Source organism: Rhodococcus sp. M8, assembly GCF_015654185.1.
Taxonomy (GTDB): domain Bacteria; phylum Actinomycetota; class Actinomycetes; order Mycobacteriales; family Mycobacteriaceae; genus Rhodococcus; species Rhodococcus aetherivorans.
Genome location: NZ_CP064065.1, coordinates 1,268,034 through 1,283,044, shown reverse-complemented (window position 1 = coordinate 1,283,044; position 15,011 = coordinate 1,268,034). Strand labels below are relative to the sequence as shown.

At 70.4% G+C, this 15,011-nt stretch carries 14 protein-coding genes and 2 tRNA genes; 8 read left to right on the top strand and 8 right to left on the bottom strand.

What is annotated here, in order from left to right; all coding sequences use genetic code 11:
• Nucleotides 1–16 precede the first annotated feature (16 nt).
• The 3 genes from ISO16_RS05700 to dnaG are packed head-to-tail and all read left to right on the top strand — an operon-like array spanning nucleotide 17 to nucleotide 3,929.
• Nucleotides 17–706, top strand: coding sequence for a YdcF family protein (locus tag ISO16_RS05700; RefSeq protein ID WP_373566438.1), 690 nt, complete (start codon nucleotides 17–19; stop codon nucleotides 704–706).
• An 11-nt stretch (nucleotides 707–717) separates the two neighbouring features.
• Complete coding sequence (locus ISO16_RS05695) at nucleotides 718–1,989, top strand: deoxyguanosinetriphosphate triphosphohydrolase (RefSeq protein ID WP_072635529.1); 1,272 nt, start codon at nucleotides 718–720, stop codon at nucleotides 1,987–1,989.
• Nucleotides 1,990–2,006: 17 nt separating this feature from the next.
• Complete coding sequence (gene dnaG / locus ISO16_RS05690; protein WP_006947623.1) at nucleotides 2,007–3,929, top strand: DNA primase; 1,923 nt, start codon at nucleotides 2,007–2,009, stop codon at nucleotides 3,927–3,929.
• Nucleotides 3,930–3,945: 16 nt separating this feature from the next.
• On the opposite strand, the gene ISO16_RS05685 is transcribed toward dnaG, so the two are convergent.
• On the bottom strand, nucleotides 3,946–4,191 hold the full coding sequence (locus ISO16_RS05685; RefSeq protein ID WP_010594277.1) for a hypothetical protein: 246 nt from the start codon (nucleotides 4,189–4,191) through the stop codon (nucleotides 3,946–3,948).
• 147 nt (nucleotides 4,192–4,338) lie between these two features.
• Between ISO16_RS05685 and ISO16_RS05680 the strand changes: the two genes are divergently transcribed.
• Nucleotides 4,339–4,411: transfer RNA gene (locus tag ISO16_RS05680), tRNA-Asn, on the top strand.
• 225 nt (nucleotides 4,412–4,636) lie between these two features.
• A tRNA-Ile gene (locus ISO16_RS05675) sits at nucleotides 4,637–4,710 on the top strand.
• A gap of 253 nt (nucleotides 4,711–4,963) precedes the next feature.
• On the opposite strand, the gene ISO16_RS05670 is transcribed toward ISO16_RS05675, so the two are convergent.
• The 5 genes from ISO16_RS05670 to ISO16_RS05650 all read right to left on the bottom strand — a co-directional run bounded on the left by ISO16_RS05670 (nucleotide 4,964) and on the right by ISO16_RS05650 (nucleotide 10,120).
• Complete coding sequence (locus ISO16_RS05670; RefSeq protein ID WP_029544323.1) at nucleotides 4,964–6,754, bottom strand: glycoside hydrolase family 15 protein; 1,791 nt, start codon at nucleotides 6,752–6,754, stop codon at nucleotides 4,964–4,966.
• A gap of 329 nt (nucleotides 6,755–7,083) precedes the next feature.
• On the bottom strand, nucleotides 7,084–8,583 hold the full coding sequence (locus ISO16_RS05665) for a 2Fe-2S iron-sulfur cluster-binding protein (protein WP_072635485.1): 1,500 nt from the start codon (nucleotides 8,581–8,583) through the stop codon (nucleotides 7,084–7,086).
• Nucleotides 8,580–9,542, bottom strand: coding sequence for an FAD:protein FMN transferase (locus ISO16_RS05660; protein WP_230304480.1), 963 nt, complete (start codon nucleotides 9,540–9,542; stop codon nucleotides 8,580–8,582). The genes ISO16_RS05665 and ISO16_RS05660 overlap by 4 nt, the downstream gene beginning before the upstream one ends.
• 1 nt (nucleotide 9,543) lies before the next feature.
• Entirely contained in the window at nucleotides 9,544–9,843 is a 300-nt protein-coding gene (locus ISO16_RS05655) for a hypothetical protein (RefSeq protein WP_072635483.1), read from the bottom strand.
• Nucleotides 9,827–10,120, bottom strand: coding sequence for a hypothetical protein (locus ISO16_RS05650; protein WP_139311017.1), 294 nt, complete (start codon nucleotides 10,118–10,120; stop codon nucleotides 9,827–9,829). Before ISO16_RS05650 ends, ISO16_RS05655 begins: the two co-directional genes overlap by 17 nt.
• Nucleotides 10,121–10,254: 134 nt before the next feature.
• Between ISO16_RS05650 and ISO16_RS05645 the strand changes: the two genes are divergently transcribed.
• Both ISO16_RS05645 and ISO16_RS05640 read left to right on the top strand, forming a co-directional pair.
• On the top strand, nucleotides 10,255–10,935 hold the full coding sequence (locus ISO16_RS05645; RefSeq protein WP_072635481.1) for a response regulator transcription factor: 681 nt from the start codon (nucleotides 10,255–10,257) through the stop codon (nucleotides 10,933–10,935).
• Nucleotides 10,932–12,332 (top strand): sensor histidine kinase, encoded by a 1,401-nt coding sequence (locus tag ISO16_RS05640; protein ID WP_139311016.1) that lies wholly within the window; start codon nucleotides 10,932–10,934, stop codon nucleotides 12,330–12,332. The genes ISO16_RS05645 and ISO16_RS05640 overlap by 4 nt, the downstream gene beginning before the upstream one ends.
• 419 nt (nucleotides 12,333–12,751) lie before the next feature.
• Here ISO16_RS05640 and ISO16_RS05635 read toward each other — a convergent pair whose 3' ends face one another.
• Nucleotides 12,752–13,492 (bottom strand): PIG-L deacetylase family protein, encoded by a 741-nt coding sequence (locus ISO16_RS05635; RefSeq protein WP_006947641.1) that lies wholly within the window; start codon nucleotides 13,490–13,492, stop codon nucleotides 12,752–12,754.
• A gap of 190 nt (nucleotides 13,493–13,682) precedes the next feature.
• Here ISO16_RS05635 and ISO16_RS05630 point away from each other — a divergent pair, with 190 nt between their 5' ends.
• Nucleotides 13,683–14,147 (top strand): ArsI/CadI family heavy metal resistance metalloenzyme, encoded by a 465-nt coding sequence (locus ISO16_RS05630; protein WP_065923443.1) that lies wholly within the window; start codon nucleotides 13,683–13,685, stop codon nucleotides 14,145–14,147.
• A gap of 52 nt (nucleotides 14,148–14,199) precedes the next feature.
• Here the strand turns inward: ISO16_RS05630 and ISO16_RS05625 are convergent, their stop codons facing one another.
• The gene (locus ISO16_RS05625) at nucleotides 14,200–14,865 is read right to left on the bottom strand and encodes a sigma-70 family RNA polymerase sigma factor (protein ID WP_230304479.1); all 666 of its coding nucleotides are present in this window, start codon (nucleotides 14,863–14,865) and stop codon (nucleotides 14,200–14,202) included.
• Between the last annotated feature and the right edge of the window lie 146 nt (nucleotides 14,866–15,011).

The window sequence follows — 15,011 nt, the reverse complement described above, 5'->3', positions numbered from 1 at the left end:
CTGGCAGAATCGGGGAGTGAGTACCGCAGCCCGCCCACGCCCGGCCCCGTCCCTGCCCGAACCCCCGCGCGGGTTCGGTGCGGGCGTCGCGCGCTGGACGCGCCGGCTGGTGCTCGGGGTGCTGCTCGCGGCGATCGCCGTCCTCGCCGGAACCGCGGTCCGCGTGTGGCAGGTGGCGCGCATCGACGACTGGAGCCGGGCCGACGCCATCGTGGTCCTCGGCGCCGCCCAGTACTCCGGCACCCCGTCGTCGGTGTTCCAGGCCCGGCTCGACCAGGCCCTCACCCTGTACGAGAACGGGGTGGCCGAGCGGATCGTCACCGTCGGCGGCAAGCAGGAGGGCGACCTGTTCACCGAGGCGGCGTCCGGCAAGAACTACCTGATCGCACAGGGAGTGCCGGAGTCGGCGATCACCGCCGTCGAAGAGGGGTCGGACACGTTGCTCAGCGTCGAGGCGGTCAGCCGGGAGATGGCCGGGCAGGGACTGCACTCCGCGGTGCTGGTGAGCGATCCATGGCATTCGCTGCGCACTCGCACCATGGCCCGCGACGCCGGTCTCGACGCGTGGACCGCACCGACCCGCACCGGCCCCGCCGTGTACACCCGGGAGTCGCAGCTGCACGGGATCGCCCGCGAGACGGGCGCGCTGATCTGGTACCAGCTCACCCACGACTCGGCGGACTTCCCCTACACGGCCGCGCAGTGAAGGAGGACGTGATGCCGGGCTACAGCGAACACGAACTCGAGCGGCGCGTCGCCGAGGTCCCGAAGGTGTCGGCGCTCGCCGGTGCCGAGCCGGCGACCGCGAGCCGTACGCCGTTCGCGCGGGACCGTGCCCGCGTCCAGCACAGCGCCGCGCTGCGACGGCTCGCCGACAAGACCCAGGTGGTCGGCCCCCGCGACGGTGACACTCCGCGCACCCGGCTCACCCATTCGATCGAGGTCGCCCAGATCGGCCGCAGCATCGCCGAGGGCCTCGGCTGCGACCCCGACCTGGTGGACCTCGCCGGCCTCGCGCACGACATCGGACACCCGCCGTACGGCCACAACGGGGAACGCGCCCTCGACGAGGTGGCCGCGAGCTGCGGCGGGTTCGAGGGCAACGCGCAGAATCTGCGGATCCTCACGTGCCTCGAGCCGAAGACCCTCCACCCCGACGGCACGAGCGCCGGTCTGAACCTCACGCGCGCGACACTCGACGCGACGCTGAAGTACCCGTGGACCCGCCCGGCGCCCGGCGCGAAGTTCGGTGCCTACGACGACGACGCCGAGGTCCTCGCCTGGGTGCGCGACGGCGCGCCCGACCGGCGCAAGTGTCTCGAGGCCCAGATCATGGACTGGTCCGACGACGTCGCCTACTCCGTCCACGACGTCGAGGACGGCGTCATCGACGGACGGATCGACCTGCGTGTGCTCACCGACCCGGCGTCGGTGAACACGCTCGTCGATCTCGGTATGCGCGAGTTCTCCGGCCTGGACCCGAACGAGCTGGTGGAGGCGGCGAAGCGACTGTCGCAGATGCCGGTGGTCCAGGCCGTGGACACCTACGACGGCAGCCTCGCGTGCTCGGTGGCACTCAAGCGCCTCACGAGCGAGCTCGTCGGCCGATTCGCGACGGCAGCGATCATCGGCACCCGTGCCGTCACCGGCGACCGGCCCGTCACCCGCTACGACGCCGACCTCGTCGTTCCGCCCGTCGTCGCGTCCGAGGTGGCGCTGCTCAAGACCATGGCCCTGCAGTTCGTGATGTCCGACGCCGCCCACCGGCAGCGTCAGGAACGGCAGCGTGAACGGATCCACCGCGTCGCCGAATGGCTGATGCGCACGGCGCCGGTCGGCCTCGACCCGTTCTTCGTGCCGCTGTGGGACGCCGCCGTCGACGACGCCGCCCGCATGCGGGTGATCGTCGACCAGATCGCCTCGTGCACCGAGGCCCGGCTCGAACGGATCGACCGCGACAGCCTCGCCGCTCAGGCGAGTTGGGGGTAGCGCCTAGACTCGTCGTCGTGGCCGGGCGTATTTCAGACAGAGACATCGCGGCCGTCCGCGACCGCGTCCGGATCGAGGACATCGTCGGCGAGTACGTCGCCCTCAGGCGCGGCGGCGCCGACTCGATGAAGGGGCTGTGTCCCTTCCACGACGAGAAGTCCCCGTCCTTCCACGTCCGCCCCAACCACGGTCACTTCCACTGCTTCGGCTGCGGCGAGGGCGGCGACGTGTACTCGTTCCTGCAGAAGATCGAGCACATCAGCTTCGTCGAGGCCGTGGAGCAGCTCGCCGACCGGGTCGGCTACACCCTCAACTACGAGGGCGGCGGCCCGTCGGTGCAGCGCGACCGGGGCACCCGCGCCCGGCTCGTCGCCGCCAACGCGGCCGCGCAGGAGTTCTACGCCGAGCAGCTGCGCACGCCCGGCGCGCAGGCGGCGCGGGACTACCTGACCGAGCGCAGCTTCGACGAGTCCGCGGCCGAGGTGTTCGGGTGCGGTTACGCCCCCGACGGCTGGGATGCCCTCACCAAGCACCTGCTCACCCGTGGCTTCGAGTTCGCCGAGCTCGAGGCCGCCGGGCTGTCCAAACAGGGGCGCCGCGGACCCATCGACCGGTTCCACCGGCGGCTGCTGTGGCCGATCCGCAATCTCGCCGGCGACGTCATCGGTTTCGGTGCCCGTCGGCTGTTCGACGACGACACGCTCACGGCGAAGTACGTCAACACCCCGGAAACGTTGCTCTACAAGAAGTCTCAGGTGCTGTTCGGCCTGGACCTGGCCAAGCGGGAGATCGCCAAGGCGCACCAGGCCGTGATCGTCGAGGGCTACACCGACGTCATGGCGATGCACCTGTCGGGCGTGAAAACCGCTGTGGCCGCGTGCGGTACCGCATTCGGCGACGAGCACCTGGCGATGCTGCGGCGCCTGCTCATGGACGACAGCTACTTCCGCGGTGAGATCATCTACACCTTCGACGGCGACGCAGCGGGCCGGGCCGCGGCGATGAAGGCGTTCGAGGGCGACCAGAAGACCACGGCCAAGACGTTCGTCGCGATCGCGCCCCAGGGCATGGATCCGTGCGAGCTGCGGCAGAAGTCCGGCGACGGGGCGGTGCGCGACCTCGTCGCCCGGCGCACCCCGATGTTCGAGTTCGTCGTCAAGTCGATCCTCACCGAACACAACCTCGACACCGCCGAGGGGCGGGTGGAGGCGCTGCGCCGCACGGTTCCCGTGGTGGCCCGGATCAAGGAACGCACGCTGCGCGACAGCTACGCGGTGCAGCTGTCGCACTGGGTGGGCTGGGACGACATTCCGGCCGTGCGCCGGCGCGTGCAGGACGAGTCCCGGCGCGTCGCCCGCGGCGGCGACGAGAAGCCGCGCACCGCCGCGCCGCAACAGCGGGCGGAGACGGCCGCGGCGGGCACGGTCCTGCGCCGGCCCCGCCCCAACGATCCGGCGCTGTGGCCGCAGCGCGACGCCCTCAAGGCGGCGCTGCAGTACCCCGGCATCGCCGGCACCGTGTTCGATTCGCTGCCCGCCGAGACGTTCACCGACCCGGCCTACGCGGCGGTGCGTGAGGCCGTGGCCGCGGTCGGTGGGACGAGCGCGGGACTCGGCGGCGCGGAATGGGTGGACGCCGTCGGGCGCGCCGCCACCGACCCGATGGTGCACTCGCTGGTCATGGAACTCGCGGTGGACCCGCTGCCCGCGGAGGAGGACCGGATGCCCCGCTACATCGGCGGGGTCCTCGCCCGGCTGCAGGAGGTCTGGGTGGGGGAGCAGGTCGCCGAACTCAAGTCCAAACTGCAGCGCATCTCCCCGGCCACCGAATCCGACGAGTTCCACTCGTTGCTCGGGGACCTCGTCGCGCTCGAGCAGTACCGGCGCAGCCTGCTCGACCAGGCCATCGGCGACACCAGCGGCGACGGCCTGGCCGGCTGAACTCACGCCACCCGCGTCACCGCCGCAACTGGTCGCGGGGGACGAGGATCGTGGTCTGCTCGTCGAGCGGCTTCATCGGCTCGAGCTTCGGCTCCGGGCTGAGCGAGTCGGCCAGCTTCTGCCGGCTCACCTCGATCGCCTTCTTCGTCACCGGACTACCCGCGACCGCCTTCGCCGTCCTGCTGAGCTGTTCGTACCGGGCGCGGCCCGCCCGTGTCCCCAGGACGTAGCCCGCGGCAACCCCCACCAACAGTCCGATCAACGTCGTCTCCATTCAGCCGTGTCAACGTCCCACCCATCCTGCCCGATCCTCGCCCTCGGGCTCACAGGCAGGCGATTTGGTGCCGCGTCGGGTGGGGCGCTACAGTTCTTCACGCACCGCGGGAAACGGCGGAGCACCGCAGGACAATCCCCTGTAGCTCAATTGGCAGAGCATTCGACTGTTAATCGAACGGTTGCTGGTTCGAGTCCAGCCGGGGGAGCTCCAAGAAAACCCCTCCCACCCGATCTCGGGTGGGAGGGGTTTTCTTGTCTGCGCCGCCACGAAAGACGCTGAGTGTGACGGAAATTACAGGAGCCGTGTGGTGCCGCCGCGACGGGTCGGCGACAGCCCGCGCCGGGCGACACGGGGGTGACCCGCGACGCGGGGCGGCCGCCGCAGCCGGTAGCATTCGCCACACGTCGCGTACCTCCGGATGCGCGCGGACGGGGCGGTAGCTCAGTCGGTTAGAGCCGTGGACTCATAATCCATTGGTCGCGGGTTCGAGCCCCGCCCGCCCCACAATCGTCCCTGTTCAGGACGGTTTACGTCCGGCCTCGATAGCCGAAACCTATGGATGTGGACGCCTTCGTCGCCGACGGCAGCTGCAAAGACGGCGCCCGGACTTGCGGAAGCTGTTGGAGTCGCTCAGCATCCCGGTCGACGAGGGAAAGGCCCAGATCGGCGACCGCTCGGCGATCGGGGACACACGGCGCTCGCGCAGAGCGTCGAGGGCAGCAGGTGGTCGACCCGGACCGGACGGCTGCTCGGGTGGTCACCGCGAGGTGGGGCGGTGGGTATGGACGGCATGGCCGGCGAGGTGGCGTGCGGTGTTGACCAACGCCACGTGGCTGAAGGCCTGGGGCACGTTGCCGAGCTGCCGACGGGCGTGGGGGTCGTACTCCTCGGCGAGCAGCCCGACGTCGTTGCGCACCGACAGCAACCGCTCGAACAGGGCGTGGGCGTCGCGAGTGCGGCCGGCGCCGTGCAGGGCGTCCGCGAGCCAGAAGCTGCAGGCCAGGAACGCTCCTTCCGGCTCGGCGATGCCGTCGACGTGTTCGAGCTCCGGCCGGTAACGCAGCAGGAAGCCGTCCCGGCTGAGCTCACGTTCGACAGTGGCCACGGTGCCCAGCACGCGGGGATCATCCCACGGCAGGAACCCGGTGCGGGGAATGAGCAGCGACGCCGCATCCACGCCGCGGCTGCCGTAGAACTGGGTGAAGGTGCCGCGGTGGGGATCGAATCCCTTCGTCAGGATCTCGGTTCGGATCTGTTCGCGCAGAACGCGCCAACGGTCGACCGGGCCGGGCAGACCGAACCGTTCGACCGCCCGGATACCGCGGTCGACCCCGGCCCACGCCATCACCTTGGAATGGACGAACGGGCGAGCCGGCCCGCGTACCTCCCACAGCCCGTTGTCGGGTTCCTGCCAGTGCCCTTCGAGAAAGTCCAGCAATGCCACCTCGATGTCCCAGGCCGGGTCACCGCGAAGGCCGCTCTGCCGGGCCAGGTGCAGACCGTCGAGCACCTCACCCCACACGTCGAGCTGGAACTGCCCGGCGGCGGCGTTGCCGATGCGCACGGGCACGGAGGCCTCGTAGCCGGACAGCCACGGCACCTCGTATTCCGGCACCCGCCGGGCCCCGTCGAGCTGGTACATCATCTGCAGGTCCGCCGGATTCCCGGCCACCGCCCGCACCAGCCAGTTCCGCCAGGCCCGGGCTTCGGCGACGAATCCGCAGCCGAGAAGGGCCTGCAGGGTGAAGGTGGCGTCCCGCAGCCAGCAGTACCGGTAGTCCCAGTTGCGGCTGCCGCCGATCTGCTCGGGCAGCGAGGTGGTGGCCGCGGCCAGAATCCCCCCGGTCGGCCGGTAGGTCAAGGCCTCGAGCGTGATCAGGGAACGGTGCACGGCCTCGGGGTACTCACCGGTGTAGTCGCACCGCTCGATCCACTCCGTCCAGTACGCCTGGGTGTCGGCGATCGCCTGCAGGGCGTCGAGCGGGCGGGGGGTGTGCCCGTAGGACAAGGCATAGGTCAGCACGAACGGGACGCTCTCGCCGGCGCGGACCTCGAACTGCGCGGTGGTTCTCATGTCGTGGCCGTGCAACGGCACCGGGGTGCGCAGCCAGGCCGCATCCGGCCCGGCGACCGCGGTCAGGGATCCGGGCACGCGGCGCACCCACGGGACGACGTGACCGTAGTCGAACCGCAGCCGCAGCTCGGTGTTCATCCGCACCGACCCGGCCAGGCCTTCGACGACTCGGACGACGTCGGCGGCCTCGGCCCGCACCGGCATGCAGTCGGTGACCCGCACCGTCCCGGTGGCGGTGACCCACTCGGTGTCCAGGACGAGAGTGTCGCGGCGGTACGCCCGCCGGGTGCACAGACCGCCGTCGGTGGGGGCGAGCAGCCATCGTCCGGCCTCGTCGTCACCGAGCAGCGCCGCGAAACACGCCGGGGAATCGAACCGGGGCAGGCACAACCAGTCGATCGAGCCGTCCCGGCCCACCAGCGCGGCGGTGTGCAGATCACCGATCAACGCGTAGTCCTCGATGCGCTGCTGCATCACCCGTCGACCTTCCCGATGTTCCGGCCCACGGCCCCTGCCGGTGCGCACGATGCCCGACCGTGGCCGCGGCGCCGCCGACCGGGGCGCGCTGTGCCCGTCCAGTATGCCGAGCCCGACAGAACCGGCGGGCGGGATCGGTCGACCTGGTGGCGGTACACGCCGGCGAGCCGATCATCGAAAGATGCTGCCGGCGATGATCGCCGGGGTGGGTGGCGCTCGGTACTCTCCGTGCAACCCCCCGCGCCGGTGAGGCCGATCGTTGCCACCGGATCGGGGATGGAATGGCGACGGCTGACCTTGGCAACCGTGACGCCCGGCCGGGCGCGTCACAAATCCAGGACCAGAGTGGGGCTGTGGGCGCGGGAGATGCACGGATACATGACCCCGAGCCGATCCTTGCCCGGGGTGTGCGGCACCGCGTCGAGATGCTCGACCTCGCCGGCCAATACCCGAGTCTCGCACGCCCCGCACACGCCCTCCCGGCACGAGGCCATTACCGGTACACGAGCGTGCTCGAGCGCTTCGAGCACGGACTGGCTCTCCGACACGTGCACGTGACGATTGCTGCGGCTGCAGGTGACATCGATCGGCCGACGCGGACCAGGGGACTGTCCCGGTGCCGCGGTGAACCGTTCGATGTGCAGGCGTGCGGGCGGCACCCGGGCGACGACCTCGTCGGTCATCGCCGCGGGGCCGCAGCAGTACACCGCGCCGGCGGTGGCAGCGGCGAGGATGGGGGCAAGGTCGAGGCGGCTGCCGGTTTCGTCGTGGGCATGGATACTCACGTTCTGCGGCCATCGCTGCTCGAGTTCCTCGCAGAACGCCATGGTGGCTCGGCTGCGACCGAGGTAGATCAGCCGCCATCGGCGGTGCGCCGGCAGCGATTCGATCATTGCCTTGATCGGGGTGATCCCGATGCCCCCGGCCAGGAAGAGATAGTCGTGTGCGGGTTCGAGCGGAAAGTGGTTCTCCGGCGGGCCGACGTACAGGACCGTGCCGGGGCGGGCGCTGGCGTGCAACCAGGAACTGCCACCCCGGGAGTGCGGCGCCCGGTGCACCGCGATCCGGTATCGGGTGCGGTCGGCGGGGTCGCCGCACAGCGAGTAACGGCGCTGGAGGCCGTGGGGCAGGTGCACGGTCACATGCGATCCGGGTGTCCACACGGGCAGCTCGCCCCCGTCGCGGGCGGTCAGGTCGATCCCGACGATGCCGGAGGCCAGCAGATGCGTAGCGCCTACGGTCATCGGCTGTGGTGCCGACCGCGGCCGCCGTGGTGTCCGACGGGACGCGGGGGGCCGACCGCCACCGGTCAGGACACGCGTCAGCACGGCCACCATCGTCGAGACCACCAGGATCAAGGCGACAAGTCGATATCCCCAGGCGCCGGCGTCGGTGCCGGACCATCCGGCGTGGAAAGACACGAGCACCACTGCGGCATAGCTGCCGTAGTGCAGGCGCTTCCACCACCGCGGCGACATGCGTGCCCGGAGCAGCGAGGACCCGTAGACGGCGAGCAGGAGATAGAACGCCACGACGCCCAGGGCTACCGGCCAGGGCCGGTAGCCGGCGGAGAGCGGGACGAGCACGTCGGTGAGGGAGAACCGGGACCACGAGTCGAGCACGAGTGAGAACATGTGCAGGCCGGTCATGATCAGGGCGGTGCCACCGAGCCAGCGATGCAGATCCTGCAACCACGCCGGGTTGGCGACCGTCTGCGGGATTCGCGTCGACAGCAGCACTCCCCACAGCACCGCGACGGTCAGGGTGACCCAGGCGACGAGGGCGCTGGCGCGGGTGACGTACCACCACAGGTGCAGATCGCTCATTCGAAATCGCTCCAGTTCACGGAACGCCGTTGTCGCCGGTCGGCGGACAGCACCAGGGCGGCACCGCCGAGACGCGGGACCTGCCCCAGCAGGGCCTCGGGTTCACCGACGAAGGCGAGCTTGGTCAAGGCCTCGGCCCGTGCGCCGCTGCCGGCGACGACGGTGGCGGTCACCGTCGAGGTGACAGCGCTGACGCCGGTGGCCGGGTCGATCAGGTGGTGGGCGGGACCGGTGGCGCCGGTCCACATGCGCACCAGGCGGCTCGAGGTGGCCACGGCCCCACGCGTCAACCGCACGACGGTCAGCAGCTCACCGGTGAAAGGGTCCTCGATGCCGATGGTCCAGGCGCCGCCGTCGGGCGCGGCTCCGGCGACGACGAGGTCTCCGCCGACTTCGACGAGGACGCCGTCGGCGCCGCGGTCGAGGACGAACTCGGTGAGCATGTCGGAGGCCAGTCCTTTGCCGAGCCCCCCGGGGTCGAGGGTGGTGCCGACAGAAAGCCGCACGAGAGGACCGTCGATGTCGATGTCGGTCATGGATCCCGGCCAGGTGGCGGTGTCGGGCAGCATGGTAGTCCGGGTCGGGTCGGTGCTGCTGGTGGCGTAGCCGGCGGCGACCAGCTGCGGCAGCGTGGTCGGGTCGAAGGCGCCGTCGGTCAGCGCCCAAGCGCGGATCAGTTCGCGCACCAGGCGGACGGTGCAGGAGCGGACCTGCACCGGTCGCCCCTGCGCCCAGTTCAGCCGCCAGACGTCGCTGGTGTCGAGGAACCGGCTCCACGCCTGTTCGAGTTCGTCCAGCAATGCGAAACAGTCGTCGACGAGACCCGGTGGCCCGCCGACCACCGTGATCGCCGCAGTGCCGCCCATAGCGGGGCGACGGTCCTGCCGGACGGCCCGCATCGTCGTCGCCTCGCTGCCGGCTCGGGCGCCGGCCGCGCCGGCATGCGGAGGAGAAGCCATCTCAGCCGCCTGATCCGCGGGAGATGCCGTGTGGAACGGTCACGGCGCTGCGGCCGGGAGCCGGCGCGGGCACTGCGGCCGTGTCCGCTCGATCGGACACGCCGCCGGTGGAAGCGGTCGAGGAAGCGGCCCCGCCGACCTGGCCGGGGTCGGCGCCGGAGTCGGCGAAGCGATCGGGGGCATTGGCGGCCATGGCGGTCACGATGGCGAGCACGGCACCGCCGGACAGGATCGAGGCGGTGATCTTGGACCGGTGTGCCGGCGAGCGCCGCGACAGGCGCGGGTCAGTCGTCGGGTTCATGCTCGGTCCTGTCCGGCTCCTCGTGATCCTCGCTCGACGGCGGTTCGTGTTCGCGCGTCGGTACCGCCGTGCGGGTCGACGTGGGGGTCGTTGCCGGAGTCGGGGCGGAGATGCTCGGTGCCCCGGAAGTGGGACTGCTGGGGATGAGTACCTCGTTCGCGCGTCCGATGTCGCTGTTCGAGGAGGTGCTCAGGATCCGGGTGTTGACGGCCAGGGCGGCTGCTCCGATCACTAGGACGAAGAGCACGGCAACAGCCACCGCCACTTTCGATCTCATGTCTTCACCGTAGGGACGGATCGGCGAAGGATGGTCCTGCAAAGATCCAAGATTCGTCCAAGATCACTCGAGGGTTCGTCCCCCGGCGGTGGTCGGATCGACGCCCGGCTCGGTGCGAGCCGATAATTCGGGGCATGCAGGTGCTCGTGGTCGAAGACGACGAATCCGTCGCCGCCGGGGTGTGCGACGGGTTGACCCGTGCGGGGTTCGACGCCCGGTGGGTGGCTACCGGCGCCGATGCCGTCGCGGCGGTGTCCGAGTCGGGCCCGGAGTTCGTCCTGCTCGATCTGGGGCTACCGGACATGGACGGCACCGACGTCTGTCGCATCATTCGCGCCCGGTCGCCGATTCCGATCATCGTGCTCAGCGCCCGCGGGGAGGAAATCGACCGGGTCCTGGCATTGGAATTGGGCGCCGACGACTACGTGGTCAAACCGTTCGGAATGCGCGAACTCATCGCCCGTATCCGCGCCGTCGGACGGCGGGTCGGCGCACCCGGGGAGACAGCCCACGAGCACACCGGCATCCGCACGATCGGGGGCCTGACCCTCGACCGCCGTACTCGACGGGTGCACCTGAAGGAACGAGAGATCCACCTGACGCCGAAGGAATTCGATCTGCTCAGCTACCTGTCCGAGGATCCCGGTGCGGTGTACCGGCGCTCGGACATCCTGCACCAGGTGTGGGGTGCCAACTGGTACGGCACCACCAAGACCGTCGATGCCCATGTGGCCGCCCTCCGTAAGAAGCTCGGCGACCCCTGCTGGATCGAAGCAGTCCGCGGGGTCGGCTTCCGGCTCGGGGATCGTCCGTGAGATGGCGGTTGATGGCCGCGTTCATGGCCGTCACCTTCGTCGTGGTGGTAGTACAGGACGTCCCGCTCGGCAACTACCTGATGCAGGTCGAACGCGAACGCATCACCACCTCCCTCGAGCGGGACGCGTTCTTGCTCGCCGGCCGCAGCGAGGACACTCTCGAAGCCAGGACCGGAATCGATCCGGCACTGGCCGCCGACACCCGGCGCTATCACCGTGCCAGCGGCGCCCGGGTGGTGATCGTCGACGCCGACGGCACCGCCGTGCTGACCTCCGACGACGACCAATCCAGCGCCGGCGCCTCCTATCTGTCCCGCCCAGAGATCAGTGCGGCACTGTCGGGACAGATCACCTCGGGCCAACGCCGTTCGGACAGTCTCGGCACGGACCTGCTGTATGTGACGGTCCCGGTTCTCAGCGGCGAGAGCGTCGTCGGCGCTGTGCGGCTGACCTACCCAGTCCAGGTGGTGACCGACCAGGTCCACCGGCAACTACGCATGCTCTGGCTCGTCGCCGGCATCACCGTGCTCCTGGCCGGAATCGTGGCCGTCCTCATCGCCGGCCCCGTCACCCGCCGTTTGCAGCAGCTGCGCCGCACCACCGAACAACTCGCCGAAGGCGACCTGGCGGCACGCACCCCCGAGCACGCCGGGGCGCCGGAGATCCGCAGCCTGGCTCGCTCGTTCAACCGGATGGCCGACCGGCTCGAGTACCTGCTGCGCCAGCAACGCGCGTTCGCCGGCGATGCCTCCCACCAGTTGCGCACCCCGTTGACCGCCCTGCGCCTGCGCCTCGACAGCGCAGCCGACCTCGTCGAGTCCGATCCCGATGCTGCTCGCAGCACCCTCGCCTCGGCCCAGGACGAGGCCCTGCGGCTACAGCACATCATCGATGCACTCCTGGTGCTCAGCCGCGCCGACGACGCCGGCACCGCACCCCAGCAGATCGACCTGGCCGAGATCGCGCGCACGCGCGTCGAACAATGGGCACCGCTCGCCGACGAATCCGACGTCCGGCTCACCGTGACAGCACCCACGGCCGCGCCCACGTTCGCCGTGCCCGGCGCCGCCGAGCAGATCATCGACAACCTCCTCGACAACGCCCTGGCAGTGTCCGACCCCGGCTCCACCATCGAGGTCACCGTCGCCCCGGTCGCCGCCGCCGATGTCGTCGACTTGCACGTCCTGGACCAGGGCCCCGGCCTGTCCCCGCAGGACTGCCTCCGGGCCTTCGATCGGTTCTGGCGTGCCCGCACCGACACCGAAGGCAGCGGACTGGGCCTGGCCATCGTCGCGCAACTCGCCCGTGCCAGCGGAGCCACCGCCGAGCTGCTACCTCGCACCCCGAACGGGGGCCTCGATGCCCATATCCGGTTTCGTGCGCCCGCGTGCCGTTAGCAGAACTGCACCACCGACCCCGCAGGGACCACGTGCATCGACGAAGAACGCGTGCGCACACCCTCGCACCACCGTGCCGGTAGCGTCGGTGACAGCGGAGCAGTGCGCCGTGGCGGCGATGGGCGAGAGCGTTCGAAATCCCACCGGTTTCCCACCATCCACATCGAAACCGGACATCGGAATCGGTGCCGCCCGTTTCTCGCCACTGCCGTCCACCCAGTCCTACCGGCCTGCCTGGATGGTTCGGTGCCCGCCGGGAAAAGTCTGAATTCGCTTGCCTCATAACCGATTCGGTCGCGAATTTGGGCCCGCCCGGCCCGCCGTTTTCCCGTCCCGGAAGTCGGCACCGGGCGCTCGGGCCGGACGAAACGTGGACGGTGGCGGCGCAGGTGCCGGCGGACCCTCCGGGATTTCGACCGTCACACTCCCTGGAGCCGGATCTGCTGGAAGGCGACGGCATGCTGCACGCCGATGCGCGCTCCGGCCGCCGCGGTGAACTCGTGCAGGAATGCCGCGGGATCGAAGTCCCGGCCCAGTCCGTCCAGATAGGACCGGTGTGCGCGCAGTGACTCGATACCGGCGTCGAGGCTCTCGGTGACGTCGACGGCGTGCGAAGGCTGGTTCGCGCCCATGAGGTACACGAGGCCGACCTCGTCCCACGGTGGCAGGTTCTCGTCGAGCAGCTCGGGGAAGATCCAGCGGTTGCCGGCGTCGCGCGCGGCGTCGAGCACCGCGACGCCCACGGCGCGGTGGTCGGCCTGGTTGATGATCCGACCACCGTTCAGGCCGTAGGTCGGCTCGTACGTGGCGGTGATCAACACCTCCGGACGGAACCGCCGGATCTCGCGGGCTATGGCGCGGCGCAGGTCGAGTCCGTATTCGACGACACCGTCGCGGTATCCGAGGAACGTCACGTCCTCGACGCCGACCACGGCGGCGGCGTCGAGTTGCTCGCGGCGCCGCAGCGGTGCCGCCTCGGCGGGAGTACGGCCGTCGATGCCGGCCTCGCCGTCGGTGGCGATGACGTAGGCCACCGACTTGCCCGACCGGGTCCAGCGGGCGATGGCGCCGGCGGCGCCGTACTCGAGGTCGTCGGGATGGGCGACGACGGCCATTGCGCGGTTCCAGTTCTCGGGCAGCGGGGCCAAAGTGGTGTTCATGACGGCACCTTTCGTGACAGTGGCTGGGTCTTCTTTCCGACGCTGCAGCGGCGCGAGGGACGCATCCGCGGGGCGCGGGTGCCGGTGGCTGCGTCCGTCGGGGGCGGCAGTCGTCAGTAGGGAGGACACACGGTGACGAGAATCCGCGGTGGATTCCCGGCCGGTGTCCCGATTTCGAGGAGTGACCACCATGCCTGCTACCCGAGTCCAGCTCGCTCTCAACGTCGAGGACATCACCGCGGCGACCGAGTTCTACACCGCGCTGTTCGGGGTGTCCCCGCACAAACAGCGCCCCGGGTACGCCAACTTCGCGATCGAGGATCCCCCGCTGAAGCTGGTGCTGATCGAGAATCCCGGTGCGCGCGAACGCCTGAACCACCTGGGGATCGAGGCGGCCGGCTCCGAGGAGGTGTCCGGAGCGCTGGCCCGGTTCCGCGCCGCCGGTCTGACCGCCACGGTGGCCGAGCAGGATCTGTGCTGCCATGCCGTGCAGGACAAGGTGTTCGTCGATGCGCCGGACGTGCCCAACGGGTGGTGGGAGTACTACGCCGTCACCGACGACAACCCCGCCAACCCGGACGGGCTGACGGGCTCGGCGTGTGCGGTTGCGTGCGCGAGTGAGGACAGCCCGGTCGCGGGTGCCTGCTGCGGCTGACAGCACTCGCCCCGGTGGGCCGTCCTGCGACGGCACACCGGGGCGCGCCGGATCAGCGGGGGCTGCCGGCGCAGCGGCAGTCGGTCGGGGCGGTGTAGTCCATCGGCATCCCGTGGGCATCGAGGGTCAGCGCGCAGCACCGTCCGAGCAGCTCGGCCAGCTTCCGCCGGCCGCGTTGGACGCGGGACTTCATTCCGGACAGGGATACGCCTTCGAGGGCGGCGGCGTCGGCCTGGGTCAGTCCTTCGAGGTCGGTCAGCTCGACGGCTCGGCGCTGCTCAGGGGAGAGCCCCTCGAGCAGCGGGCGCAGGCAGGAGGCCAGCTCCCGCAGAGTGGTCGCCGCGTCGTCGTCCCATTCCTGCCCGGCCTGGTCGGGTGCATCGCCGGTGAGCGGCGCGAGCCGGTCCCGATCCCGGGCGGCCCGGCGGTAGTCGTCGATGATCGCGCTGCGGGCGATCCGATACACCCACCGGATCAGGTGCTCGCGGTCCTCGACACGGCCGAGGTTCTTGTGGACGCGCAGCAGGATCTCGCCGAGCACGTCGTCGGCGCGGTCCGGATCCGCGATCCGCCGGTGCACGAAGGCGCGGAGCTGCGCACCGAACTCGCGCCAGACGGCTTCGGTGGTCATGGCTTCGGTGGTCATGGCTTCGGTGGTCCTGGCTTCGGTGGTCACGGCGTCCGCGCCGGCCGCGGAACTGGTCGATGCCCTGGTCATGGTCTGGTCCTCCGGGGAAGGGGCGCTGTACGGGCGGTGTCCCTCACAGACGACGGTACCGGCGAAAGGACGCAGGTCCCCTGCCGAAGTCGCCGGTGCCGGCACGCCCCGTCCGGGTCGGGTGTGCGTCCCCGCGGTGGCGGTGA